Source organism: Stenotrophomonas sp. YJH_SMC_27 (genome assembly GCF_059369815.1).
The window spans coordinates 1-25,662 of sequence record NZ_JCAFTA010000005.1 but is presented as its reverse complement, the minus strand read 5'-3'; the positions used below and the strand labels follow the sequence as shown (position 1 = coordinate 25,662).

Below are 25,662 nucleotides of genomic sequence, written 5' to 3'. Positions count from 1 at the left end.
GTTCAGGCCGGTTCTCACCCCGTGCACGAGCCGCAGGCCACAGTGATGGCATGGCAAGCAATGACGATCTGGTGGTGTTGCGACCGGAGGGGCTGTACTGCGCTGCGGGCGACTTCCACATCGATCCCTGGCGGCCGGTGCCGCGCGCGGTCATCACCCATGGCCACGGTGACCATGCTCGCCCGGGCATGGGCGAATACCACTGCAGCGACGGCAGCCTGCCGATCCTGCGTTGGCGCCTGGGCGACGTGCCGGTGCAGGCGCATGCCGAGGGCACCCCGTTCCGCCTGGGCCGGGTGCAGGTATCACTGCATCCAGCCGGCCACGTGCTGGGGTCCTCGCAGGTGCGCATCGACGACGGGCGGCAGGTCTGGGTGGCCTCCGGCGACTACAAGCGCCAGCCAGACCCGACCTGCGCGCCGTTCGAAGTGGTGCCCTGCGATACGTTCATCACCGAGGCAACCTTCGCCCTGCCGATCTACCGCTGGCCGGACACGCCGGCAGTCGCTGCGGAGATCGTGGCGTGGCGCCGCGAATGCGAACAGCGCGGCGAGGCGGCGATCCTGCTGTGCTATGCACTGGGCAAGGCACAACGGGTGCTGGCCGAGCTGCGGCCGCTGGATGATCGCCCGGCCTGGCTGCATGGCGCCATCGCCAATGGCGTAGCGGTGTACCGGCAGGCCGGCGTACCGATGCTGGAGACGCTCACCGTGGCCGAACAGGGCCGTCAACCCGATGCCGCCGGCCAGTTGATCCTCGCCCCGCCCTCGGCTGCGGGCACGCCCTGGATGCGCCGCTTCGGGCGCCACCAGCTGGGCTTCGCCTCGGGCTGGATGCAATTGCGCGGTAACCGGCGCCGACGCAACGTCGATCGTGGCTTCGTCATTTCCGATCACGCCGATTGGCCAGCACTGCTGACGACGATCGAACAGACCGGCGCGCAGCGGGTGATCGCCACCCATGGCAATACCGATGCGCTGATTCCCTACCTGCGTGAGCGCGGCGTGGCTGCCGAAGCCTTCCGTACCGGTTTCGGGAGCGAGGAATGAAAGCCTTCGCAGCGCTCTACCAACGCCTGGACCGCAGCACTGCCACGCTGGACAAGCGAGCGGCACTGGTCGATTACTTCGGCCAGGCAGGCGCGCACGATGCGGCGTGGGCGCTGTACCTCCTCAGTGGTGGCAAGGTGGGCGGCGCACGCCGGAAGATCGCCGCCAGTGGCGAACTGCGCGCCTGGATCGCCGAGGAATCAGGGTTGCCACCGTGGCTGGTGGACGACAGCTATGCGCAGGTCGGTGACCTGGCCGAAACGCTGACCCTGCTGCTGGACGACCCACCAAACCCCTCGCCTGACCGCCCCCTGGCCGAATGGATCGAACAGCACCTGCTGGCGGTGGCCAACCAACCCGAGGCGGTGCGCCGTGCGGCGGTCGTCGCCGGCTGGCGGCAGCTGTGCAGCAGCGAACGCCTGGTGTTCAACAAGCTGCTGACCGGAGCCCTGCGCGTTGGCGTCTCGCAACGGCTGGTGCAGCAGGCGCTGGCCGAGTGGTCCGGCCTGGATATTGCCCGCATCGCCCAGCGCATGCTGGGCGAGTGGGTGCCCTCGCCCGGGCTGCTGGCCCAGCTGCTGTCGCCGGATGAGCTGCCGCTCGACCGGCAGCAGCCCTACCCCTTTTTCCTCGCCTCGCCACTGGAGGGCAGCCCTGCCGAACGACTCGGTGCGATCGACGACTGGCTGCTGGAATGGAAGTGGGATGGCATCCGCGTGCAGCTGCTGCGCCGGCGCGGCGAGGTCGCCTTGTGGTCACGTGGCGAAGAGCGGCTGGATGGTCGCTTCCCCGAAATCGAACAGGCGGCGATGGCGCTTCCCGATGGCTGCGTGCTGGATGGCGAGCTGCTGGCCTGGGACGAAGCCGCGGACCTGCCACGTGCCTTCACCGCGCTGCAGACCCGCATCCAGCGCCGCAAACCCGGCGCGGCCACCCTGCGCAACACGCCGGTGCGCGTGCTCGCCTACGACCTGCTGGAACTCGATGGCGCGGACCTGCGCGAACTTCCATTGCAGCAACGGCGCGCGCGGCTCACCGAGGTCGTCGGTGCACTGGGCGATGCGCGCATCCAGCTGTCGCCCGACGTTGCCGCCGGCGACTGGCCGCAGGCCGCGACGATGCGCGATGTGGCGCGCGAACGCGGTGTGGAGGGGTTGATGCTGAAGCGGCGCACGTCCTCCTACCAAGCGGGGCGACGACGCGGCGACTGGTGGAAATGGAAGGTCGATCCACTCACGATAGACGCGGTGCTGCTGTACGCACAGGCCGGGCACGGCCGACGCAGCACGCTGTACACCGACTACACCTTTGGCGTGTGGGACGGCGACACGCTGGTGCCGGTGGCCAAGGCGTATTCCGGCCTGGACGACAAGGAGATCCTCGCGCTCGACCGCTGGATCCGCGCCAACACCCGCGAGCGCTTCGGGCCGGTGCGCAGCGTACGCGCCGAACAGGTGTTCGAGCTGGGCTTTGAAGCAGTCAACCGCAGCAGCCGGCACAAGTCCGGCATCGCCGTGCGCTTCCCGCGCATCCTGCGCTGGCGCCACGACAAGCCCGCCAGCGAGGCCGATCAGCTGGCCAGCCTGAAGGCGCTGGCGCGATGACCCGCAGCCAAGCGCTGCGCCGGCTGGAAGACTGGTTTGCGTCCAGAGGCTGGCGCTCACTGCCGTTCCAGCGCGCAATGTGGCGCCACTACCTGGCGGGCGAATCCGGGTTGCTGCATACGCCCACGGGCAGCGGCAAGACACTGGCGATGTTCGGCGGGCCCCTGCTGCAGGCCATGATCGATCCGCCGCCCTTGCCCCGTCGGGCCAGCGCGGTGCGCCCACTGCAGGTGCTGTGGGTGACGCCCTTGCGCGCGTTGGCCAGTGATACCGCACGCGCACTGCAGGACGTGGTCGATGGGCTGGGGCTGGGATGGCGTGTCGGCCTGCGTAGTGGCGACGCCAGCAACCGCGAACGACGACAGGCGCGCGAGGGCCGCGTCGACGTACTGGTGACCACGCCCGAATCGCTGGCGCTGTTGTTGAGCTATCCCGACACGCTGCCGCGCATGCGCCAGCTGCGCTGCGTGGTGGTGGATGAATGGCACGAACTGCTGGGCAACAAGCGCGGCGTCCTGCTGCAGTTGAACCTGGCGGTGTTGCGCGATGCCAGGCCGGCATTGCAGCTGTGGGGTCTGTCGGCCACGCTGGGCAATCTGCAGGAGGCGCGCGACGTGCTGCTGCCCGGTCAACCGGAAGCACCGATCGTGCAGGGCGTACGGCCGCGCACACTCAGCGTGCGCAGCCTGCTGCCAGACCCCGGCGAACGCTTCCCATGGGCGGGGCATCTGGGCCTGGCACAGCTGCCACGCGTGCTGGAGGCGCTGATGCAGGCACGCAGCAGCCTGCTGTTCACCAACACCCGTGCACAGGCAGAACTGTGGCATCAGGCGCTGGCCGCGGTGTGGCCGGAGGAACTGGACACGCTTGCGCTGCACCACGGCTCGCTGGATCCGGCCCTGCGCCAGCAGGTGGAAGACGGACTGCGCGCGGGCGCGCTGCGCTGCGTGGTTGCCACTTCCAGCCTTGACCTCGGCGTGGACTTCCCCGAAGTAGAACAGGTCCTGCAGCTGGGCAGCCCGAAGGGCGTGGCGCGCCTGCGCCAGCGCGCCGGACGCGCACGCCACCGCCCGGGTGCCAGCGGCGCCATCCTGTGCGTGCCCAGCCATGCGCTGGAACTGGCCGAGTACGCTGCGGTGCGCCGTGCATTGGCTGAAGGCGTGGTCGAAGCGCGCAGGCCGCCGACGCTGTCGCTGGATGTGCTGGCCCAGCACGCGGTCAGCCGTGCGCTGGCGGGCGGCTTCGACAGCACTGCGCTGCTGGAACAGGTCCGGCGTACCCATGCCTTCGCGTCGCTCGGCAACGACCAATGGCAGGCCGTGCTCACGTTCATCGTGCAGGGCGGGCAGGCCTTGGCCCAGTACCCCGATTTCCACAAGGTCGTGCGTGATGCCGATGGGTGGTACCGCATGCATGACCGCCGCCAGGCGCTGCGTCATCGGCTTTCGATCGGCACCATCAGCAGCGATGGCAGCGTGCGCGTGCAGTTCCTGCGCGGCGGCAGCCTGGGCGCCGTGGAGGAGCAGTTCGCCAGCCGGCTGCGACGTGGCGATCGTTTCCAGTTCGCCGGGCGCCTGCTGGAGCTGGTGCAGCTGCGCGACATGACCGCCTTCGTGCGGTTGGCACGAGGGCGCGGAGACGGCGTCGTGCCACGCTGGCAGGGAGGCCAGTTGCCGCTGTCGATGCCACTCGGTCGCGAGCTGGAGTGGGTACTGTCCGGCGCCGACAACAGTGCCGAATCACGCTGGCTGTCGCCCTTGCTGGCACTGCAGCAACAGTTGTCGGCGCTTCCCGGCCCGGACCACCTGCTGGTGGAACAGGTGCGGCGTCGCGAAGGCCAGTTCCTGTTCGTCTATCCCTTTGCCGGCCGCCACGTGCATGAGGCGCTGGCCGCCCTGCTGGCCTTGCGCTGTACCCGCCTGCAGCGCAACAGCATCGGCTACGCGGTGAACGACCATGGCCTGGTGCTGGCACCGGCCCAGGCGATCGATCTGGACGCAGCGCAATGGCGAGCATTGTTCACCCCCGATCAGCTGCTGGATGATCTGCGTGCCGCAGTGAACCTGGGCGAGCTGGCGCGGCGCCAGTTCCGCGGCATCGCACGTGTGGCCGGCCTGCTGGTGCCCAGCCTGCCCGGTGGCATGCCGCGATCGCTGCGGCAGTTGCAGGCGTCGGCGGGCCTGCTCTTCGATGTACTGCGCGAGCACGATCCGGGCCATCTGCTGCTGGCGTTGGCCGAACGCGAAGTGCTGCACGACAGCCTTGACCTGCCGGGCTTGCGGCAGGTACTGGCAAGGATCGGCACGCAGGCGCTGTCGGTGCAATGCCCGGCGTCGCTGACGCCCCTGGGCTTCCCGCTGTGGGCCGAACGCCTGCGTGGGCAGTTCAGCAACGAGGACTGGCGTACCCGCGTGCAACGCGCGGCCAAGCAGCTGGAGCGCCGCCATGGCCGATGAACTGCTGCTGCTGCGCGCGGGCGAATCGCTTGTGCTGCTTGGCGAGCGCGCGCTGTACTGGCCCACACGGCAGGCGCTGTTGATCGCCGACCTGCACTTGGGCAAGGCCGACGTATTCCGCCGTGCCGGCATCGCGCTCCCCAGTGGTGGCACCGGGGAAGACCTCAATCGCCTGCAGGCGCTGCTGGACAGGTATGCATGCCGCGAGCTGTGGATCCTGGGCGACATCCTGCATGGACCGGCGCATCGCGCCGCGTGGTACCAGCAATGGTTGGCGTGGCGCGAACGCAACGCGGCGCTGGACGTGCATGTCCTGCGCGGAAATCACGACCGCCACCTGCCGCACGCCCAGCTACTGGTACAGATCCACGATGAAGCACACCTGCATCCGTTCATGCTTCGCCATGAGCCAGTGGCCGATGCAGGACGGCATGTGATCGCTGGGCATCTGCATCCGCAGGTCGCCCTGCCGCCGTTGCGTCGGCGCTTCCCCGTATTCTGGCTGCGTGACGGGATGACGGTCCTGCCGGCCTTCTCTGCGTTCACTGCGGGAATCGTGCCTGTTCCCGCTCCCGGCGAGCAGAGGGTGGCCTGCGTCGAGGGCAGCCTGGTCGAACTGCCCGTGACGTGAATCAGGCGGGGCGGATCTCCAGCTGCGGCATCAACTGGAACTCGGGCGTATCCCCTTCACGCCGCCGCGGCAAGGCCTGGATCCTCGCCAGCATTTCCTGCGCGCAGGCGCGGATGCGTGCATGGTGTTCCGGCGACGCGTGGCTGATCAGGCTGCCCACATGGAATTCAAACACGTCCTCCAGTACGTCGGGCTGGTCCTCGTGCAGCATCTGCAGCAGACCACGCAGCTTGCAGATTTCCGATTCCAGCTCCTCGACCGCGAACAACATGGCGTCCTCCTCTTCAACAACAGGCGGCGCGTCCGGGCCGCAACAGGCCGCAACGGCAGCGCCGCCCGGGCCACGCGCGATGTCGATCACGGAAAGGAAAACGGGCGACGCGCAATCGCGTGCAACCCACTTCTCGCATATCTGTAGTGACGCAGCCGTTAATTCACGTGACGACGCGCCTCACGCACTGGCCGTGATCGCGTTGCTGGGAGGCATTGCCATCGACGTGCCCAGTTCGTTGACGAATGCCGGGTCCAGTTGGAGCGAGCCAAGCCAGCCATGCTGCGTGCCACTGAGTATGCGCAGCATATGCCCACGGCCACCGGGCAGGCGCCCCATCGGGCCAAGCAGCACATCACGCGCTTTCGCCCAAGCGTCGCGGTCGGACTGGAACAGTGGCGTCAGCCAGCGGCTCCAGCGCTGGTACACGGCCACATGTGCGCGCCGCTGCGCTTGGTAGGCCTGCAATGCCGCCGCACTGCCGCCATGGCTGCGCACGGCATCGCGCAGTGCCAGCGCATCGAGCAACGCCATGTTCACACCCTGCCCCAGCTGTGGGCTCATCGCATGCGCCGCATCACCGGCCAGCACCATGCGGCCTTGGTGCCAACGTGTCATCACCGCATCACGGTAAACGGCGCGCGCCATCTGGCCGGCATCGCGCAGATGGGCGAAGCGCGCACTGGCCTGCGGCCACAGCGCATGCAGTTCATCCAGCCAGGGCGCCATACCTTCGGCCTGCCACCGATCGAAATCGGCGCGTGGCAGGCTCCAGAAGAAGCTCAGGCGCGGCATGTCATCACCGGGGCGGGTACCGACCGGCAGCAGCCCGATCATCTTGCGCGCGGCCACGTAGCGCTGGCGCAGCTCGCTCATGTGCGGCCAGTCCTCGGCCGGCAGCAGGCACCACAGCGCGCCCCACGGGTAAACCCTGTCCAGCGCGATGCCCCGCTCGACGCCGCCGCGCAGCGTTGAAGCTGCACCATCGGCAGCCACCACAAGGTCGAACGGTCCGTGCTGGCGCCCCTCGCTGTCGCGCAAACGCCCCTGTGCGGCGTCGACGGAAACGATGGTGGTGCCGACATGCAGCTGGCCGGCGCCATCGCGGGCCTGGTCCAGCAGCGAAAACAGCGCCCCGCGCTGCATGCCCAGCCCATGCAGGCGTGCATCCAGCCCGGCATAGGCCATGTCCATCACCGCGCGCTCGCACGGCGTGTCGCCATACAGGCGATGCACCGGCGCGGCATGTGCACGCACGGAATCAAGCAGGCCCATCTGCCACAGTACCTGCAGGCCGCTGGGCTGCAGCAGGAAGCCGGCGCCAACCGGTCCCGGCGTGGGCACGCGTTCGAAGATCTCCACCTCGTGGCCGTCACGGGTGAGCAGGATGGACACTGCCTGTCCAGCGGTGCCGTAGCCGATCACGGCGATGCGCAGTCGTTCCTTCATGGGCGCATTGTGCCCGAGGTGGGTGGATCGCGAACGGGCCGCGAGCATGCCGCGCAAAAAAAACCCCGCCGGAGCGGGGTTTTCAACGCACTGTCGAGTGGATCACTCGGCCGGCGTGATGTTCGAAGCCTGGGCACCCTTCGGGCCCTGGGTCACGTCATAGGTGACACGCTGGCCTTCCTGCAGGCTGCGGAAGCCCTTGGAGTTGATGGCGGAGAAGTGCGCGAACACGTCGGCGCTGCCATCCTCCGGCGAGATGAAGCCAAATCCCTTGGCGTCGTTGAACCACTTGACGGTACCGTTCGGCATGGTGATGCGAGACCTTATGCAATGAATGGGTGGTGTACGCTGAACCCGCGCACAAGCTGAGTATGCAAAGCTTGCTCGGCGAAGACAATCACCCCCGTGCCAATTCACCTACCAGTTCCGGAAGTCCGTTGCTGGCGGCCTGCACGTTGGCAAGTACTTCAGCCATCGTGATCTCTTCACCATCGCCACAGCCGGCAGCCCAGTTGGCGATGATCGCCAGGCAGGCGTAATCCAGCCCCAGCTCCCGTGCCAGTGCGGCTTCCGGCATCCCGGTCATGCCCACCAGATCGCAGCCGTCGCGGCGCATGCGGGCGATCTCGGCGATGGTTTCCAGGCGCGGGCCCTGCGTTGCGCCGTAGCAGCCGCCGTCATGGACCGTGACACCGGTCACTTTCGCAGCGGCCAGGATCTTGCTGCGCAGCACCGGCGTATAGGGGTGGCCGAAATCGACGTGGACCACGTCGGTGCCTTCTTCTTCACAGATCGTGCTGATGCGGCCCCAGGTGTAGTCGATGATCTGATCCGGGCAGGCCAGCACGCGCGGACCAAAGTGTTCGGTGATGCCTCCCACCGTGTTCAACGCCAGCACGCGCTGCGCGCCCAGTTGCTGCAGTGCGGCCAGGTTGGCGCGGTAGTTGATCTTGTGCGGCGGCAGCGAATGGCCCTCGCCATGCCGCGCCAGGAACGCCACGCGGTGTCCAAGCAGCGTACCGACGCGTACCGGGCCGGACGGGCGGCCGAAGCGGGTGTCGACCTCGTGGGTCTGCACGTCGTCAAGCTTGGCCAGGTTGTAGACACCGGTACCGCCGATCACGGCCAGGGCGATCTGTTGCATTCAAAGCACTCCATGAAAAGACCAACGCCGGCACCCGAGGATGCCGGCGGCAGAAGAAGACGCGCCGCGGGCGGCTGCGCCGTTATTCCTTCATCGCGTAGATGGCCGGCACGCAGCGCAGGGTTTCATTGACGTCCATGCCGAAGCCGAACACGTAGCGGTCCGGCAGTTCGATGCCGGCGTAGTCGGCGGTCACGTCCGGCAGCGCGCGGTCGTGCTTCTTCACCGTCATCGCGGCGATGCGCACGTCGGTCGCGCCCTGTTCCAGGCACCAGGTGCGCACGCCCTGCAGGGTGTAGCCCTCGTCCAGGATATCGTCGACCAGCAACACGCGGCGGCCGAACAGCGAGGTCGCCGGCTTGTGCTTCCAGACCAGGTCGCCGCCGGTGGTTTCGCCGCGGTAACGGGTGGCGTGCAGGTAATCGAACTGCACGTCCTGGCCGCGCGCGCCCAGCTCCAGCGCCAGCTGGCCGGCGAACGGCAGCGCGCCGTGCATGATTGACAGGAACAGTGGCACCTCGCCCCTGTAATCGCGCGCGATGGCGTCGGCGATACCAGCGATGGCCTTGTCGATGGTGGGGCGGTCGACCAGCAGGTCAGCCTGGGCCAGGGCCTGGGAAATGGTGAGGTTGGGCATCAGACGGTTCTTCCAAGGGTTTCAATCAGACGGGATTGGGTGTGGCCATGGCGGGCATCGGCCAGCAGGCCATCCCAGCCAAGCGCGCCGCGGCCGAGCAGGCCCAGCAGCGCAGCAGTATTGAGGGAGCGCCCCTGCACCGCGTGCAGGGCTTCATCAACCAGCTCCGGGTGGCAGATCAGCACCACGTCGCAGCCGGCGTCCAGGTGTGCGTGCACGCGCGCGGGCACGCCACCGGCACTGTGCGAGGCGGCCATGCCGATGTCATCGGAGAACACCACGCCGCGGAAGCCGAGCTCGCCACGCAGGATGTCCTGGATCCAGCGCGGCGAATAGCCAGCCGGTTCAGGCGCAATCTGCGGGTAGATCACGTGCGCCATCATCACCGCGTCGGCACCGGCGGCGATGCCGGCCTGGAATGGCACCAGGTCCTGCGCGCGCAGCTCGTCCAGCGCGCGCGGGTCGATCGCGGTATCCACGTGGGTGTCTTCCAGCACGGTGCCGTGGCCGGGGAAATGCTTGAGCGTGGCGGCCATGCCGACCGCATGCATGCCGCGCACATAGGCTGCGGTGAACGCCGCAACCACCTGCGGGTCTTCACTGAAGGCGCGGTTGCCGATGGCGCGGTTGCCGCGGCCAAGATCGACCACCGGGGCGAAGCTGAGGTCCAGCCCGCTGGCGCGGACTTCACTGGCCATCAGCCAGGCGTGCTGCTCGGCCAGCGACAGGGCCTGCTGCGGGTCGGTGGCGTACAGGGCACCGATGTCCTGCAGTGGCGGCAGATCACTGTAACCTTCGCGGAAGCGCTGTACGCGCCCGCCTTCCTGGTCCACGCAGATCAGCTGCGGGCGCGGCGCAGCGGCGCGGATCGCCGCGCTCAGATCGGTTACCTGCTGGCGCGAGGCGAAGTTGCGCTTGAACAGCACCACCCCGGCCACGGCATCGTGCTGCAGCCAGTCACGTTCCTGGGTGGTCAGTTCGGTGCCAGCAACGCCGATCAGCAGCATGGTTGATCTCCACAACGCGCGCCCGCATGGCGCAGTGCCGCATTGTCGCAGAACCGGCCGACAGGCGCAGTGGTCAAGGGGAAAAGGGAAACGCGGGGGCTCTGCCCCGGTCTGCTCAGACCCTGCAGCCGTCCGGGCCGCAGGCCTCGTCGTCGCCAGCCGGGGCGGCCGGGGGCCCCTGTTCGGCCGCGATCTGGCGCAGCGCGTTGGCAAAGCCTTCTGGCGGCTGCGCCCCGGAGATCGCCCACTTCCCGTCGATGACAAAGGTCGGCACGGAGGAAATGCCCAGCGCGTGGGCTTGGCCGAGCTTGGCCTCGACCTCGGCCAAGCCACGGTCCGAGGCCAGCATCTGCGCGATTTCGCCACCGTCCAGGCCGCCAGCCACGCCGGCCTTCACCAGTACAGCGTTGTCGGCCAGGTTCTGGCCATGTTCGAAGTGGGCGCGGAACAGCGCCTCGCTGACCGCATCCTGCACGCCGTGCTCGCCGGCCAGCCACAGCACTCGGTGCGCCGGCAGCGTGGTCACCCGCACCTGGCCCTGGTTGAAATCCATCGGAAGCCCCTCCGCGCGCGCGGTGGTCTGGGTCTGGCCGAGGATCTGCTCGGTGCGCTCGACGCCCCCAAACTTCCGCGAATAGGCCTCGCGCAGCGGCACCGGGGTGTCGTCCGCATCCGGGTCCAGCTGGAACGGCTGCCAGTGGATATCAAGATCAGGCGCGTGCTCGCCCAGCAACTGCACGCCCTGCTGGAAACGATGCTTGCCGATCCAGCACCAGGGGCAGACCACGTCGGAATAGATGTCGATTCTCATCCCCACCACATGGGGCCCCCCTTCCTCGATAAAAGGGGACGGAGGGGATTAAGTCGCTTTCTGCACAGGCGGGGTAAAGACGACTTAATCCCCTCCGTCCCCCTTTTTGGGGTTCACCACTCTGAATACGGGCGGCTGGCCAGGGCAACGTTGTAGTAACGGGCGTCATCGGTCACTTCGGCACCGACCCAGTCCGGCAGGTCGATGGCTTGGTCGGCGCTTTCCAGCTCGACTTCAGCCACCACCAGGCCGGCGTTGTCACCGAGGAACTCATCCACTTCCCAGGTCAGGCCGGCGTGTTCGACCAGATGGCGGCGCTTGTCGATCAGGCCGCCGACGCACAGCGCCAGCAGTGCGCGCGCGTCCTCCACCGGGATCGGGTAGTCGAACTCCTGGCGGGTATGGCCGAGGGTGCGCGACTTCAGGTTCAGCGCGGCGTGGTCGCCTTCGATGCGCACGCGCACCGAGGCGTTCTGGGTGCCGCGGTCGAGCGCGCCCATGTCGTTGATGTAGCCCTGCGCCATCGGGATCACCCGATGCGCGGCGGTGCGCCAGCCATCGCTGCTGACCAGGAATTTGCGTTCGATTTCGATGCCCATGGCGCAATTATGCGCCACGGGTGATGACACCTGCTCAGCGCTTCTCGAATACTGCGATGCTTTCCACGTGCGCGGTGTGCGGGAACATGTCCATGGCACCGGCGCTGACCAGGGTGAAGCCCTGTTCGTTGACCAGATAGCCGGCATCGCGTGCCAGCGAGCCCGGGTGGCAGCTCACGTAGACAATGCGCTTGAACTGCTTCAGCGGCAGCTGCTGCAGCACTTCGATCGCGCCCGAGCGCGGCGGATCCAGCAGCAGCTTGTCGAAGCCCTGGCGCATCCACGCCGTGCTGCGCTGGTCCTGGGTCAGGTCGGCGCTGAAGAACTGGGCGTTGGCCAGGCCATTGCGCTCAGCATTCTCACGGGCGCGCGCGACGAGGCCGGCATCGCCTTCCACGCCAACGACCTCGCGCACGCGGCGGGCCAGCGGCAGAGTGAAATTGCCCAGGCCGCAGAACAGGTCCAGCACGCGCTCGTCCTCACCCGGCTCCAGCAGATCCAGGGCATGGGCGATCATCTTTTCGTTGAGCTTGGCGTTGACCTGGATGAAGTCCAGCGGGCGGAATGCCAGTTCCACATCCCAGGGCGCCAGCCGGAACGACAGGGGCACACCCTGCCCGTCCAGCGGCTGCACGGTGTCCACGCCACCGGACTGCAGGTAGATCACGAAGCCATGCTGCTGGCCGAAGGCAGCCCAGGCCGCACGGTCCGCATCGCTGAGTGGCTGCAGGTGGCGCACGGTCAGGACCACGGCCTGGTCGCCGGCGATGAACTCAATCTGCGGGATATCGCGCTTGCCATCGAGCGATTCGATGAAGGTGGACAGCGCCTCGACCTTGGTGCCGATCTCCGGGATCACGGTCAGGCACTGGCTGAGGTCGGCGACGAAACGCGGATCCTGTTCACGGAAGCCGACCAGGGTCTTGTCCTTCTTCTCGACCCGGCGCACGGAGAAGCGGCCCTTGCGACGGTAACCCCAGCTGTCGCCGACCAGCGGCGCAAGCACGGTGCCCGGCTTCACATGGCCGATCCGCTCCAGGTTGTCCATCAGCACGCGCTGCTTGGCGACGATCTGCTGGTCTTCGTCCAGGTGCTGCAGCACGCAGCCGGCGCAGGTGCCGAAATGCGGGCACTTCGGGGTCACGCGCTGCGGCGAGGCCTGCAGAACTTCCAGAGTGCGCGCTTCGTCGAAATGGCGGCTGCGGGCCGTCTGTTCGGCCGTCACCACCTCACCCGGCAGGGCACCGCTGACGAAGGTGACCTTGCCGCCCTCGCCTTCACGGCGGGCGACGCCGCGACCATCATGGCTGAGGTCGAGGATTTCGGTCTGGAACGGGGTACGGTCGATGCGGGAGCGGGATCGGGCCACGTGGCAACAGGCTGCGGGCAAAAATGGGGGCGTATTGTCGCAGATCCTGACCGGCAGGGTCCGGACCCGCTTGCGCCCGCCGCCGCCGTGCTTGATGATTGCAGCAGCTGACATGGAGGCAGCCCTGATGCAGATGACCCCGCGGGCCAGCCGGCCCCGCTTCCTGCTTGTCGAGGACGACATCATCAGCCGCGGTTTTTTCAAGGCGGCGTTGGAAACGTTACCGGCGGATGTGGACACCGCAGATTCGCTGGCCAGCGCTTTGGCCAGCGCCGAACCCGGCGCGCACGACCTGTGGCTGATCGACGTCAACCTGCCGGACGGCAATGGCGCGCAGCTGCTGCGCGAACTGCGCCGTTCACATCCCGACACCCCGGCGTTGGCACATACCGCTGACGGTGACACGTCCATCCATGCCCGCCTGCGCGAAGCTGGCTTCAGCGACACCCTGGTCAAGCCTCTGGGCCGCGACCAGTTGCTGAAGGCGGTGCGCCGCGCACTGGTGAACAGCCCGGCGGGGATCTCCGTTGCCCCGGCCCCGGCAGCGGTCGAGCTGCAGGTGCAGGACTGGGACGAGACAGCGGCACTGGCCGCGCTCAATGGCCAGCGCAACCACTTGATCGCCCTGCGCGAACTGTTCCTGGCCGAGCTGCCGGGGGTGCGTGACGCGGTCGAGCAGGCGGTGGACCAGCATGATGAGCGTCAGCTGCGCAGCCAGTTGCACCGGTTGCAGGCGAGCTGTGGGTTCGTGGGCGCGGCACGCTTGGCCCGGGCGGTGCGCCAGCTGCATCATGCGCCGGAGTCCGGGCAGGCCCAGGATGGGTTCCGCGCGGCGGTGGCGGCCCTGCTGCATTGAGGGTTGGTCGGCAGGGCTGCGCCCTGCACCTGCAGAGGCTTCAAGCCAAGGCAACAGCAACAGCAACAGCTGGCATTCCGTGGGGTGGCGGGGCGGTGTCGGAGTGCGGGGACGCCGTAAACCCGTCCATGGGGGCTTGGCAGCCGCATCCATGCGGCTGACACCCCGCACTCCGACACCGCCCCACCTCTGACAGTTTGCCGCGATCGGGTAGATCCACGCCATGCGTGGATGAATTTCTGTCAGATATCGAAATTCAAACTGGGGGTCAGATCCGTTTTCCGAAGGAAAACGGATCTGACCCCATTGCCATTCCGACAGCTCGCGGAAAACTGTCGAAGGCGGGGTGGGTCCGGTTGCGGGAGTGTCCGCGGCATGGATGCCGCGGCCAAGCCCCCAGGGATGGGTTTACGGCGTCTCCCGCAACCGGACCCACCCCGCCTACCCACGAGTAGCCAGCTTTTGACGTTGCCGTTGATTCGGCAGGTGCAGGGCTGCAAGCCCTGCCGAACACCCCCTACCTGCGGGGTGCGAGCTGCTCGAGCATTTCCCAGGACTTCAGGCCGCGCGGCCCGAGGTGATGGGCCAGCACCCGCCGCATCGGCAGGCGCAGGCTGGCCAGATCGGCGGCATGGGGTTCTTCGTCGGCCGCCAACGCCAGCAGCGCCGAGCCAGTGGCCGCCGCCCGGCGTTCCCCACCGCGCTCGCTCAGCAGGCGCTGCGCGCCTTCCTGCGGGTCCAGTTCGTAGCGCGCGGCCGGGTCGATCGGCCGGCCGTCGCTCGCGCTGTCCAGATCGAAACCCAGGCCCAGCGCGGACAGCAGCTCGCGTTCGAAGCGACGCAGGGTCCAGGCCAGGCCGGCGCCCACGGCCAGCCGCGCACGTGCCTCGCCGTAGGCCAGGTACAACCCGGGCAGCGGGTCCTGGCGCGGGGCCAGGCGCAGGGTCAGTTCACTCAGGTAGAAGCCGGCCAACATCGCCTGGCCGACCAGGCGTGGCGCGGCATCCAGCGCCTCGGCACCGCGCAGCTGGGCCAGTTCACCGCGCTGCTGGGCACTGAAGCGGATCCATTGCAATGGCTGCAGGGCAGCGCGCAGCACCTGGCCCTTGGCGGTTGACACACCACGCGCGAGCAGGCCGATACGGCCATGCTGCGCGCTCAGCACTTCGACCAGCAGGCTGGTCTCGCGGTAGGCCCGTGCATGCAGCACGAAGCCGGTGTCGTCCTCGATCAGCATCGAAGCGACCGCAACGACTTACTCGTAACCGAAGGCCTTCAGTGCGGCCTCGTCGTCGGACCAGCCTTCACGCACGCGCACCCAGGTCTCCAGGAACACCTTGGCCCCGAACAAACGTTCCATCTGCAGGCGGGACTTGGCGCCGATCTCCTTCAGCCGGGTGCCACCCTTGCCGATCACGATCGCCTTCTGGCCTTCACGTTCGACCCAGATAACCGCACCGATGCGCAGCAGGTTGCCATCTTCGGTGAAACGCTCGATTTCCACCGTGGTGGCATACGGCAGTTCCTCGCCGAGCTGGCGCATCAGCTGCTCGCGCACCAGTTCACCGGCCAGGAAACGCTGGCTGCGGTCGGTGATCTCGTCCTCGCCGAACATTGGCGGGGCTTCCGGCAGCAGCTTCAGCACATCGCGCACCAGCGCTTCCAGGCCGTTGCGCTTCTGCGCGGAGATCGGATGCACGGCGGCGAAGTCGCGACCTTCGGTCACCTGCTGCAGGAACGGCAGCAGCGCGCCCTTCTCCTTCAGGCGATCGATCTTGTTGACCACCAGCACCACCGGAATGCCAGCGTCGCGCAGCACATTGAAAGCCAGGCTGTCCTCTTCATCCCAGCGGCCGGCTTCGATCACCAGCAGGCCGGCGTCGACGCCTTCCAGCGAGCCGCGCGCAGCGCGGTTCATCACCCGGTTCATCGCCCGCTTCTGCACCTTGTGCAGGCCGGGGGTGTCGACCAGCACCAGCTGTCCTTCCGGATAGGTGGCGATGCCCAGCAGGCGATGGCGCGTGGTCTGCGGGCGGTTGGAAACGATGCTGACCTTGGCGCCGACCAGGGCATTGGTCAGGGTCGATTTGCCCACGTTCGGGCGGCCGATGACGGCCACGCTGCCGCAATGATGGGAAGTTTGTTCGCTCACTTGGAATCCAGTTGTTCTAGGACGGCCGCAGCCGCCTGTTGTTCGGCAAGCCGCCGCGAGGCGCCTTCGCCCTCGGTGCTGGCGGCCGGGTCGGCTACGTTGCAGCGTACCCGGAAGTGCTTGGCGTGGTCGTCACCGGATTCTGACACCAGCTCGTACTGCGGCAACGCCTTCTGTCGGGCCTGCAGCCATTCCTGCAGGCGGGTCTTGGGATCCTTCTCAGGCCGGCCCGAGGCCGGCAGCGCCTCGATCGAAGCACTGAACCAGGGCAGCACCACTGCCCGGCAGGCCTCGAAGCCGGCATCCAGGTAGATCGCAGCCACCACGGCTTCCACCGCATCGGCCAGGATCGAGTCGCGGCGATGACCACCGGACTTCATTTCGCCCGGGCCCAAGGTCAGCCGCTCGCCCAGTTCCAGGCTGCGCCCGATCACCGCAAGTGCGCCTTCACGCACCAGCTCTGCGCGGGCACGGGTCATCGCCCCTTCGTCGGCCTTGGGCCAGCGCCGGTACAACGCCTCGGCCGCCATCATGTTGACGATGCTGTCGCCAAGGAACTCCAGCCGCTCATTGTGCGGCGCACCGGCACTGCGATGCGTCAGCGCCTGCTTGAGCAGCGCCGGGTCGCTGAAGGCATGACCGATCAGGTCGCCACGTTGGATGAATTTACTGGGCACCGCTTCGTGTCAGGTCCTGGGAAGAATCGAATTTGCCAACCACATCGAGGTTGCCGATCAGCTGACGGCGCACTTCGTAGTTGACCTTGAGGGTCCAGCCATTGTCGCGACGGTCGAACTTCACGTTGGCCGGCTTCACGTTGTCCGAGTAGTTGATGTACAGGCGCTTGAAGAACAGGTCCTGGATGCGCGCCGGCTCCATGCTGCCCACGCCCGGCTCGTTGGCCAGGCTCTTCATCGCCGAGCGCACAGCGTAGTACTCCTGATACATCGGGAACAGCTTCATGCCGATGTAGAGGAAGAAGCCCACCACGATCAGGACCGTCAGGAACGAGGTCAAGGTCATGCCACGCTGCGTGTTCATCGTCTTCATTGCGTTCTCCCCAGATACGCGTTGGATGTGAAGGTACTCAGTTGATGCTCGAGCCGATCCGCGACGGCTCGAAGCCATCCTTGCACAACCAGCCCTGGCAGTTCAGCCAGATCAGGAACGCCTTGCCGCGCAGGTTTTCTTCCGGCAGCAGGCCCCAGAACCGGCCGTCATCGCTGTTGTCGCGGTTGTCGCCCATCACCAGGTACTTGCCGGCCGGCACGGTCCACTGGCCCTGGCCGCGCGGATAGTCGGTCTCCAGCACCGTGTGGCTGCGGCCCGGCAGGTGCTCGAGCAGCAGGTTGGCGCCCTCGCCCTGGCCCTTGTGGCCGGCGTAGATACCCTTGTTGTCATACTTCAGCGGCTCGCCGTTGAGGATCACGCCGTCGCCTTCGAAGACCACGGTGTCACCCGGCACGCCGATCACGCGCTTGATGAAGTTCTCGCCCTTGGCCGGATCGTTCTCGCCATGGCCGGGGAAGTGGAACACCACCACGTCACCACGCGACGGCTCGCCAAACGGCACGATCTTGGTGTTGCTGATCGGCAGGCGCAGGCCATAGGAGAACTTGTTGACCAGGATGAAATCGCCGATCAGCAGGTTCGGCATCATCGAACTGGATGGAATCTTGTACGGCTCCGCAATGAAGCTGCGCACGACCAGCACGATCGCCAGCACCGGGAAGAACGCACGCGAGTAATCCACCAGCACCGGCTCGGAATCGAGCAGGCCCGCGCGCTGGGCGCGACGCTTGGCGAGGTACAGCTTGTCCGCAAGCAGGATCAGGCCCGAGGCCAGGGTCAGCACGACCAGGAGGATCTCAAACAGTTTCATTCAGGGTCCTTTGCAACGTCACCAGACGACCGGCCCCGCAGGGCCGGTGCGGGCTTACTTGTTGTCCATCTGCAGCACGGCCAGGAACGCTTCCTGCGGGATCTCCACGCGGCCGACCTGCTTCATGCGCTTCTTGCCTTCCTTCTGCTTTTCCAGAAGCTTCTTCTTGCGCGAAACGTCGCCACCATAGCACTTGGCCAGCACGTTCTTGCGCATGGCCTTGACCGTGGTGCGGGCGATGATCTGCGAGCCAACGGCGGCCTGGATGGCCACGTCGAACATCTGGCGCGGGATCAGGTCCTTCATCTTTTCGCACAGCTCGCGGCCGCGGCGGTCGGCATGGCTGCGGTGCACGATCAGCGACAGGGCATCGACCTTGTCACCGTTGATCAGCACGTCCACGCGCACGAACGGGCCCGCGTCGAAGCGCACGAAGTGGTAGTCCAGCGAGGCATAGCCACGGCTGACCGACTTCAGCTTGTCGAAGAAGTCCAGCACCACCTCGGCCATCGGCAATTCATAGCTGATCTGCACCTGGCTGCCCAGGTAATTGATGCCGATCTGGCTGCCGCGCTTTTCTTCGCATAGCTTGATGATGTTGCCGATGTACTCCTCGGGAGTGAGCACGTTGGCACGGATGATCGGCTCGCGGATCTCCTCGACCTGGTTCACCGGCGGCAGCTTGGCCGGATTGTCCATGTTGATGATCGAGCCATCGGTCTTCAGGACCTCGTACACCACCGTCGGCGCGGTGCTGATCAGGTCCAGGTTGTATTCGCGCTCCAGGCGCTCCTGCACGATCTCCATGTGCAGCATGCCCAGGAAGCCGCAGCGGAAGCCGAAGCCCATCGCCTCGGAGCTTTCCGGCTCGAAACGCAGCGCGGCGTCGTTCAGGCGTAGCTTGTCCAGCGCTTCGCGCAGGTCCGGGTAGTCCTCGGCGTCGACCGGGAACAGGCCGGCGAACACGCGCGGCTGCATTTCCTGGAAGCCCGGCAGCGGCTTCGGGGCCGGGTCGCCGGCCAGGGTCAGCGTGTCGCCGACCGGCGCACCGTGCACGTCCTTGATGCTGGCGGTGACCCAACCCACTTCACCGGCCTTCAGCGCCGGCAGCACCTTGCGCTTCGGGGTGAACACGCCAACGTTGTCGACCTGGTGGTTGCGGCCGGTGGACATCACCTGCAGCTTGTCACCGGCCTTGATCTCGCCCTGCATCACGCGCACCAGCGACACCACGCCCAGGTAATTGTCGAACCACGAATCGATGATCAGCGCCTGCAGCTTGTCGGTGTCGCGCGGCGCCGGCGCCGGGATGCGGTGCACGATCGCTTCCAGCACATCCTGCACGTTCAAGCCGGTCTTGGCGCTGACCGGCACCGCGTCGGAGGCGTCGATGCCGATCACGGCCTCGATCTCGGCCTTGGCGCGCTCGATGTCGGCGGTGGGCAGGTCGATCTTGTTGATCACCGGCACCACTTCCAGGCCCTGCTCCACCGCGGTGTAGCAGTTGGCCACCGACTGCGCTTCCACGCCCTGGGCGGCATCGACCACAAGCAGCGCGCCTTCGCAGGCGGCCAGCGAGCGGCTGACTTCATAGGAGAAGTCGACGTGGCCGGGGGTGTCGATGAAGTTCAGGTGGTAGGTCTGCCCGTCCTTGGCCAGGTACGGCAGCGACACCGACTGCGCCTTGATCGTGATGCCACGCTCGCGCTCGATCGGGTTGGAGTCGAGCACCTGCGCTTCCATCTCGCGGGCCTGCAGGCCACCACAGAGCTGGATGATGCGGTCGGCCAGCGTGGACTTGCCGTGGTCGACATGGGCGATGATGGAGAAGTTGCGGATGTTCCGCATCGAATCAGAAGACATAGGTGGCGGCGGCGCGCGGCGTCGTCAGGGTAACGGTCGATTATCGCATGCCCGGCGCCCGCCCGCGAAAACGGCCTCATCGAGCCGGGCCCGGAATGCCCGAAGCCCCGCCGGGGCGGGGCTTCGGGGGAACCACGTGGCCGCCGGGGCGGCCCTGCACCGGCCTTATTGGCCAGCCTTGACCGCTACGAACGCGCTGTTGCCGCTGCCGGTGCGCACCAGCAGCATCACTACGTCGCCCTTCTTGTAGCTGGACAGCGCACGGTTCAGCGCGTCCACGCTGCCGACCTGGGTGCTGGCTACCTGCAGGATCACCATGCCCGGAGACAGGCCCGCATCGCGGGCGCCCTGGCCCTTGACCCCGGTGATGCGCACGCCCTCGCCCGATTCCAGGCCCAGCTGCTTGCGCTGCGGCGCGGTCAGGTCACTGACGTCCAGCCCCAGCAGGGCGTTGGCGCCGGCCTGTGGAGCCGCATCGCTGTTGCCGGCAGCCGGGCCACGCGAACTGGCCTGCGCATCTTCGGTCAGTGCGGTCAGGGTGGCGCTGAGGTCGCGCGGCTTGCCATCGCGGATCACGCCCAGGGTGACCCGGCTGCCCGGTGCCATCGCGCCGATCAGCGGGGGCAGGTCGGACCAGCTGTTGACCGGCGCGCCGTTCACCGAACGGATCACATCGCCGATCTTCACCCCGGCCCGGGCTGCAGCCGAGTCCGGCACGATCTGGTTGACCAGGGCGCCGCGGCTGTCCGGCAGGCCCATCGCCTGCGCTTTCAGGCCGTCGATTTCCTGCACCACCGCGCCGAGCTGGCCACGGGTGACTTTGCCGGTCTTCTTGATCTGCTCGACCGCGCTCATCGCCAGGTCGATCGGGATCGCGAAGCTGATGCCCATGTAGCCGCCCGAAGCAGAGAAGATCTGCGAGTTGATGCCGACCACTTCGCCACGCGTGTTCAGCAGCGGGCCACCGGAGTTGCCCTGGTTGATCGCCACGTCGGTCTGGATGAAGGGCACGTAGCGCTGGTCCGGCCCGCCGGTGCTGCGGCCAAGGGCGCTGACCACGCCGGCAGTGACCGAGTGATCGAGGCCGAACGGCGAGCCGATCGCGACCACCCATTGGCCCGGCTTGAGGGAGTTGGAGTCGCCAACGCGCACGGTCGGCAGGTTCTTGCCGTCGATCTTCAACAACGCGACGTCGTACTGCTGGTCGCTGCCCACCACTTTCGCGGTGAACTCACGGCGGTCGCCCAGCTTGACCTTCACCTCGCTGGCATCGGCCACCACGTGGTAGTTGGTCAGTACATAGCCATCGGGCGAGATGATGAAGCCCGAGCCCATGCCACGGCCCTTGATGCTGGGGCCGCCATCCGGCCCACCCGGCCCCTGCCCGGGCATCGGGAAGTCCGGGCCGAAGAAGCGGCGGAAGAACTCCGGCATGTCATCGTCGCCCATCGGGCCGCGGGCGACCTGGCGGTTGTTGCGGACGATGGTGGTGTCGACGTTGACCACGCCCGGGCCGACCTGTTCGACCAGATTGGTGAAGTCGGGCAGGCCGCTGACCAGCGGCTGCGCCGGTGCCCGCGCTGCTGCAGCTGGCGCAGGCTGGGTCTGCGCGGCAGGCGCGGGGGCCTGTGCGCAGGCCACCAGGGGAAGGGTCAGGGCCAGCAGACCCATGGCCTGCGTGCGGAGTCGGGGAGTCATCGGACGGCAACCTCCGGATCGGATGGAAAGAGGAATACGGACCCCGCCGGCGGCGGGGCGTGAAAGCGCCCGGCTCAGTCGCGCGGGCGCGGCGGCACCGGCAGGTCGTCCTGCAGGCGCGGCTCGAACGGATAGAACGCCGCGCCGCCGGCATGGGCCGGGAAGCTGGCATTGAGTGCGCCACCGGCAGCGGGCGCCAGGCTGGAGCGCGGCCACGGCCGGGCCTGCAGTCCGCCCACCTCGCCGAACGGCAGGTTGCGGCTGGCGTTGGCCGGCACGGTCGGGGTCAACGGCGCCGGCGCTGCGGCGACGGCCCGTTGCGGGGCCTCGTCGCGCTGGGCGGCACGCGCAGCCTGCTGGGTACGCGTGGCGCTGGCACGGCGGGCGTCCTGACGACGGCTGGAAGCGGCCATCGCCACAGCCGGCGCAGCAGCCACGGCCATCGCGGCCGTATCCACCGAAGCCTCGGTCACCGGGGCCGGCGCGGTGGGCGCCGGCGCCAGCTCCGCCTGGCTGGCGATCACCTGCGGCGCCAGCGGTTCACCCGGCGTGGCCTCCTTCAGCTTCTCGCCGCCGATGAACAGCGCGACGGCGGCCACCGACGCGGCCAGGGCGGCGCCGCCGCCCCAGGCCCGCCAGCCACTGCGGCGTACCTGGCGACGCGGCTCGACCTGCGGCGCCGGTTCGGCCGCGATCGCGGCGGCCACGGCCGCGCTGAAGCCGGCCGGCGCCAGCGCCGACGCCTGCCCGCGCATCACGTCGCCCAGCAGCTGCCAGCGTTCCTGGCATCCGGCCAGCTCGGGGTCGTGCTCCATCCGGCGCAGCAGGAAGCGCGCTTCGTCGGCGCCCAGCTCACCATCGACCAGGGCCGACAGCTGCTCGCGATGGCGCTGGTCCAGGCGCTGTCCGGCGGGCGATTGGTGGTTCTGCGATTCGTTGAACGGTTTACTGGTCATACGCGGCTCTTCTCACGGGTGGCGCTGCCGATGTCCAGCAGCGGCCGGAGTTCGGTGTCGATCGCCTCGCGCGCCCGGAAGATCCGTGAACGCACCGTGCCGATCGGGCACCCCATCTTCTGCGCGATATCCTCGTAGCTCAGGCCTTCCACCTCGCGCAGGGTGATTGCCGACCGGAGTTCTTCCGGCAGCGCGTTGACGGCCTTCATTACCGTCTGTTCCAGCTCCTGGCGCATCAACTCGCGTTCGGGCGTGTCGGTGTCGCGCAGGCGGGTACCGGTGTCGAACTGTTCGGCGTCGCCGATGTCGATGTCATCGGTCGGCGGCCGTCGATTGTGTGAAGCCAGGTAGTTTTTGGCGGTATTCACGGCGATTCGATGCAACCAGGTTGAGAACTGGGCGTCGCCACGGAAACTCCCGATCGCGCGGTAGGCGCGGATGAAAGTGTCCTGGGCGACGTCCTGACATTCGCTCCAGTCGGCGATGTAGCGACCGACCAGGGCCACCACCCGATGCTGGTACTTGCGCACCAGGACATCGAAGGCGGCACTCTCGCCGTGCTGCACGCGCCGGACCAGTTCCAGATCCAGCTCCTGTGGTGTATCAACCTCGGCCATGAGGGGCCGCACTCCTGTCAGCCCAACCGACGTCGGGCAATGAGACTGCCAATCCCGGGAAAAGTTCAGTCGCCGATCACCTGGCGCCGCACCAGCTTTTAACCACCGTTCCGTTAGCGTCCCGGTCCACGGCCATGGATCCGGGGGCGCCACTCCCCTGCTATTGGGATTTGACGCGGGGGAAACAACCTCTGGATCATAGCCGCTTCTCCATACACAACCGGATGGAACGTCCATGCTCTCAGGCTTCGATGGTCTCCGCTTCAGCCACTGGCACCCCGAGATCCGCGACGACGGCGTGGTGGTTCTCTCCCTGGATCGTCAGGACAGCAGCGTCAACGCCATGTCGCAGGACGTGCTGCTGGAGCTGGGCGACCTGCTTGAGCGCATCGCGCTGGATCCGCCCAAGGGCGTGGTGATCCAGTCGCTGAAGAAGGCCGGCTTCATTGCCGGTGCCGACCTGAAGGAGTTCCAGGAGTTCGACCGTCGCGGCACTGTCAACGACGCGATCCGGCGTGGCCAGGCCACCTACCAGAAGCTGGCCGAACTGCCCTGCCCGACCGTGGCGGCGATCCATGGCCACTGCCTGGGAGGCGGCACCGAACTGGCGCTGGCCTGCCGCTACCGCGTGGCCTCCAACGACAGCAGCACCCGCATCGGCCTGCCGGAAACCCAGCTGGGCATCTTCCCGGGCTGGGGCGGCAGCGCCCGCCTGCCGCAACTGGTGGGTGCACCGGCGGCGATGGACATGATGCTGACCGGACGCACCCTGTCGGCCTCGGCCGCGCGGGGGATCGGCCTGGTCGACAAGGTGGTGGCGCCGGCGGTGGTGCTCGACACCGCCGTCGCGCTGGCGCTGTCCGGCACCAGCCGCCCGTTCAAGCAGCGCGCGATGGCCTGGGCCACCAACACCTGGCTGGCACGCCGGCTGCTGGCGCCGCAGATGGTCAAGCAGGTCGCACGCAAGGCGAAGAAGGACCAGTACCCGGCGCCGTACGCGCTGATCAGCACCTGGCAACGCAGTGGCGGCAAGCCGATCCAGGCGCGTTTGGACGCCGAGCGGCGCGCGGTGGTGAAGCTGGCCAGTACACCGACCGCGCGCAACCTGATCCGCATCTTCTTCCTCACCGAGCGACTGAAGGGCCTGGGCGGTGGTGATTCCGGCATCCGTCACGTGCACGTGGTCGGCGCCGGCGTGATGGGCGGCGACATCGCCGCGTGGGCCGCCTACAAGGGCTTCGACGTGACCCTGCAGGACCGTGAGCAGCGCTTCATCGACCCGGCCATGGAGCGCGCGCAGTCGCTGTTCGCCAAGAAGGTGCGTGACGAGAGCAAGCGCCCTGCCGTGGCCGCGCGCCTGCGTGCCGATCTGGAAGGCAACGGCGTGGCCGAAGCCGATCTGGTGATCGAGGCCATCATCGAGAACCCCGAGGCCAAGCGTGCGCTGTACCAGACGCTGGAACCGAAGATGAAGCAGGACGCGCTGCTGACCACCAACACTTCGTCGATACCGCTGGTGGAACTGCGCGATCACATCCAGCGCCCGGCGCAGTTCGCCGGCCTGCACTATTTCAACCCGGTCGCGCAGATGCCGTTGGTGGAGATCATCCATCACGACGGCATGGCGCCGGAAACCGAACGCCGCCTGGCCGCGTTCTGCAAGGCACTGGGCAAGTTCCCGGTGCCGGTGGCCGGCAGCCCGGGCTTCCTGGTCAACCGCGTGCTGTTCCCTTACATGCTGGAAGCGGCCACCGCGTATGCCGAAGGCATTCCGGGCCCGGTGATCGACAAGGCCGCCGTGAAGTTCGGCATGCCGATGGGACCGATCGAACTGATCGACACCGTGGGGCTGGACGTGGCTGCGGGCGTGGGCCGCGAACTGGCGCCGTTCCTCGGCCTGCAGATTCCGGCGGCCCTGCAGACGGTGGAACAGGACAAGCGCGGCAAGAAGGATGGCCAGGGCATCTACACCTGGGAGAACGGCAAGCCGAAGAAGCCGGACGTGGCCAGCGATTACCAGGCCCCGGCCGATCTGGAGGACCGCCTGATCCTGCCGCTGTTGAACGAGGCGGTGGCGTGCCTGCACGAAGGTGTAGTGGCCGATGCGGACCTGTTGGATGCGGGCGTGATCTTCGGTACCGGTTTCGCGCCGTTCCGTGGCGGCCCGATCCAGCACATCCGTGCGGTGGGTGCCGATGCGATCGTCGAGCGGTTGAAGGCGCTGCAGCAGCGGCATGGCGACCGCTTCGCCCCGCGCCCGGGCTGGGACAACCCCGCCCTGCGCGAACCGGTGGTCTGAGTTTATCGGCCGGGCCTGCGGCCCGGCACCCGCAGAGGCAACGTCAAGTTCCACAGCAGAAGCCAGAGCCAAAGCGGCTCTGGCTTTTCTGTTTGTTGGGCGGGGCGGTGTCGGGTTGCGGGGACGCCATAAACCCGTCCTTGGGGGCTTGGCCGCGGCATCCATGCCGCGGACTGATCTGGCCCCCCGTCAGCGGACGCCAAGAAGCGATACTTTGATCGCACCTGGAGGTCCCTTATGTCCCGTATCACCCGTCGTAGCTATACCGATGAGTTCAAGCACCAAGCCGTGGAGTTGGCCGAGTCGCTCGGG

The 25,662-nt window shown here is 67.5% G+C and carries 24 protein-coding genes; 6 read left to right on the top strand and 18 right to left on the bottom strand.

Annotated features, from left to right (window positions below; all coding sequences use genetic code 11):
• Positions 1 to 50 precede the first annotated feature (50 nt).
• Genes AC5P7R_RS09420 through pdeM form a run of 4 tightly spaced genes read left to right on the top strand, consistent with a single transcriptional unit; the run spans position 51 to position 5,740 of the window.
• A complete protein-coding gene (locus tag AC5P7R_RS09420; RefSeq protein ID WP_111098037.1) occupies positions 51 to 1,049 on the top strand; it encodes a ligase-associated DNA damage response exonuclease in 999 nt (332 codons plus the stop codon).
• On the top strand, positions 1,046 to 2,653 hold the full coding sequence (locus AC5P7R_RS09415) for an ATP-dependent DNA ligase (RefSeq protein WP_021203997.1): 1,608 nt from the start codon (positions 1,046 to 1,048) through the stop codon (positions 2,651 to 2,653). Before AC5P7R_RS09420 ends, AC5P7R_RS09415 begins: the two co-directional genes overlap by 4 nt.
• A complete protein-coding gene (locus AC5P7R_RS09410) occupies positions 2,650 to 5,109 on the top strand; it encodes a ligase-associated DNA damage response DEXH box helicase (protein WP_021203998.1) in 2,460 nt (819 codons plus the stop codon). The genes AC5P7R_RS09415 and AC5P7R_RS09410 overlap by 4 nt, the downstream gene beginning before the upstream one ends.
• Positions 5,099 to 5,740, top strand: coding sequence for a ligase-associated DNA damage response endonuclease PdeM (pdeM, locus tag AC5P7R_RS09405; protein WP_021203999.1), 642 nt, complete (start codon positions 5,099 to 5,101; stop codon positions 5,738 to 5,740). Before AC5P7R_RS09410 ends, pdeM begins: the two co-directional genes overlap by 11 nt.
• A 1-nt stretch (position 5,741) precedes the next feature.
• Here pdeM and AC5P7R_RS09400 read toward each other — a convergent pair whose 3' ends face one another.
• The 9 genes from AC5P7R_RS09400 to rlmD all read right to left on the bottom strand — a co-directional run bounded on the left by AC5P7R_RS09400 (position 5,742) and on the right by rlmD (position 13,027).
• Positions 5,742 to 6,011, bottom strand: a complete 270-nt coding sequence (locus AC5P7R_RS09400; RefSeq protein ID WP_019662157.1) for a hypothetical protein — start codon at positions 6,009 to 6,011, stop codon at positions 5,742 to 5,744.
• Between the two features lie 180 nt (positions 6,012 to 6,191).
• Positions 6,192 to 7,460, bottom strand: coding sequence for an FAD-dependent oxidoreductase (locus AC5P7R_RS09395; RefSeq protein WP_111098040.1), 1,269 nt, complete (start codon positions 7,458 to 7,460; stop codon positions 6,192 to 6,194).
• 102 nt (positions 7,461 to 7,562) lie between these two features.
• On the bottom strand, positions 7,563 to 7,769 hold the full coding sequence (locus AC5P7R_RS09390) for a cold-shock protein (RefSeq protein WP_005410590.1): 207 nt from the start codon (positions 7,767 to 7,769) through the stop codon (positions 7,563 to 7,565).
• 88 nt (positions 7,770 to 7,857) lie between these two features.
• Complete coding sequence (locus AC5P7R_RS09385; RefSeq protein WP_459390041.1) at positions 7,858 to 8,604, bottom strand: S-methyl-5'-thioinosine phosphorylase; 747 nt, start codon at positions 8,602 to 8,604, stop codon at positions 7,858 to 7,860.
• A gap of 82 nt (positions 8,605 to 8,686) precedes the next feature.
• Positions 8,687 to 9,241, bottom strand: coding sequence for a hypoxanthine-guanine phosphoribosyltransferase (locus tag AC5P7R_RS09380; protein ID WP_021204002.1), 555 nt, complete (start codon positions 9,239 to 9,241; stop codon positions 8,687 to 8,689).
• Positions 9,241 to 10,248, bottom strand: a complete 1,008-nt coding sequence (gene nagZ / locus AC5P7R_RS09375) for a beta-N-acetylhexosaminidase (RefSeq protein WP_227854002.1) — start codon at positions 10,246 to 10,248, stop codon at positions 9,241 to 9,243. Before nagZ ends, AC5P7R_RS09380 begins: the two co-directional genes overlap by 1 nt.
• A 115-nt stretch (positions 10,249 to 10,363) precedes the next feature.
• Positions 10,364 to 11,059, bottom strand: coding sequence for a DsbA family oxidoreductase (locus tag AC5P7R_RS09370; RefSeq protein WP_021204004.1), 696 nt, complete (start codon positions 11,057 to 11,059; stop codon positions 10,364 to 10,366).
• 113 nt (positions 11,060 to 11,172) lie between these two features.
• Positions 11,173 to 11,658 carry a CYTH domain-containing protein gene (locus AC5P7R_RS09365; protein ID WP_031270571.1) on the bottom strand — a complete coding sequence of 162 codons (486 nt, stop codon included), beginning with the start codon at positions 11,656 to 11,658 and terminating at the stop codon, positions 11,173 to 11,175.
• Between the two features lie 34 nt (positions 11,659 to 11,692).
• Positions 11,693 to 13,027, bottom strand: coding sequence for a 23S rRNA (uracil(1939)-C(5))-methyltransferase RlmD (gene rlmD / locus AC5P7R_RS09360; RefSeq protein ID WP_031270572.1), 1,335 nt, complete (start codon positions 13,025 to 13,027; stop codon positions 11,693 to 11,695).
• A gap of 127 nt (positions 13,028 to 13,154) precedes the next feature.
• On the opposite strand from rlmD, the gene AC5P7R_RS09355 reads away from it, so the two are divergent.
• The gene (locus AC5P7R_RS09355) at positions 13,155 to 13,883 is read left to right on the top strand and encodes a response regulator (protein WP_031270573.1); all 729 of its coding nucleotides are present in this window, start codon (positions 13,155 to 13,157) and stop codon (positions 13,881 to 13,883) included.
• Between the two features lie 517 nt (positions 13,884 to 14,400).
• Here the strand turns inward: AC5P7R_RS09355 and recO are convergent.
• The 9 genes from recO to rpoE form a co-directional block, all read right to left on the bottom strand.
• Entirely contained in the window at positions 14,401 to 15,120 is a 720-nt protein-coding gene (gene recO / locus AC5P7R_RS09350; RefSeq protein ID WP_478435944.1) for a DNA repair protein RecO, read from the bottom strand.
• An 18-nt stretch (positions 15,121 to 15,138) separates the two neighbouring features.
• Complete coding sequence (gene era, locus AC5P7R_RS09345) at positions 15,139 to 16,035, bottom strand: GTPase Era (protein ID WP_019662166.1); 897 nt, start codon at positions 16,033 to 16,035, stop codon at positions 15,139 to 15,141.
• Positions 16,032 to 16,712, bottom strand: coding sequence for a ribonuclease III (gene rnc / locus AC5P7R_RS09340; protein ID WP_019662167.1), 681 nt, complete (start codon positions 16,710 to 16,712; stop codon positions 16,032 to 16,034). Before rnc ends, era begins: the two co-directional genes overlap by 4 nt.
• Complete coding sequence (locus AC5P7R_RS09335; RefSeq protein ID WP_010482821.1) at positions 16,702 to 17,085, bottom strand: DUF4845 domain-containing protein; 384 nt, start codon at positions 17,083 to 17,085, stop codon at positions 16,702 to 16,704. The genes rnc and AC5P7R_RS09335 overlap by 11 nt, the downstream gene beginning before the upstream one ends.
• 37 nt (positions 17,086 to 17,122) lie before the next feature.
• On the bottom strand, positions 17,123 to 17,917 hold the full coding sequence (gene lepB / locus AC5P7R_RS09330) for a signal peptidase I (protein ID WP_021203460.1): 795 nt from the start codon (positions 17,915 to 17,917) through the stop codon (positions 17,123 to 17,125).
• 54 nt (positions 17,918 to 17,971) lie between these two features.
• Positions 17,972 to 19,765 (bottom strand): translation elongation factor 4, encoded by a 1,794-nt coding sequence (gene lepA, locus AC5P7R_RS09325; protein ID WP_227854026.1) that lies wholly within the window; start codon positions 19,763 to 19,765, stop codon positions 17,972 to 17,974.
• A 180-nt stretch (positions 19,766 to 19,945) separates the two neighbouring features.
• Positions 19,946 to 21,478: a DegQ family serine endoprotease gene (locus AC5P7R_RS09320; RefSeq protein WP_019662170.1), complete on the bottom strand. Its 1,533-nt coding sequence runs from the start codon at positions 21,476 to 21,478 to the stop codon at positions 19,946 to 19,948.
• Between the two features lie 74 nt (positions 21,479 to 21,552).
• Complete coding sequence (locus AC5P7R_RS09315) at positions 21,553 to 22,434, bottom strand: sigma-E factor negative regulatory protein (protein ID WP_021203461.1); 882 nt, start codon at positions 22,432 to 22,434, stop codon at positions 21,553 to 21,555.
• Positions 22,431 to 23,051, bottom strand: a complete 621-nt coding sequence (gene rpoE, locus AC5P7R_RS09310) for an RNA polymerase sigma factor RpoE (RefSeq protein WP_019662172.1) — start codon at positions 23,049 to 23,051, stop codon at positions 22,431 to 22,433. The genes AC5P7R_RS09315 and rpoE overlap by 4 nt, the downstream gene beginning before the upstream one ends.
• A 235-nt stretch (positions 23,052 to 23,286) precedes the next feature.
• Between rpoE and AC5P7R_RS09305 the strand changes: the two genes are divergently transcribed.
• Positions 23,287 to 25,350: a 3-hydroxyacyl-CoA dehydrogenase NAD-binding domain-containing protein gene (locus tag AC5P7R_RS09305; RefSeq protein ID WP_019662173.1), complete on the top strand. Its 2,064-nt coding sequence runs from the start codon at positions 23,287 to 23,289 to the stop codon at positions 25,348 to 25,350.
• Positions 25,351 to 25,662: the final 312 nt, after the last annotated feature.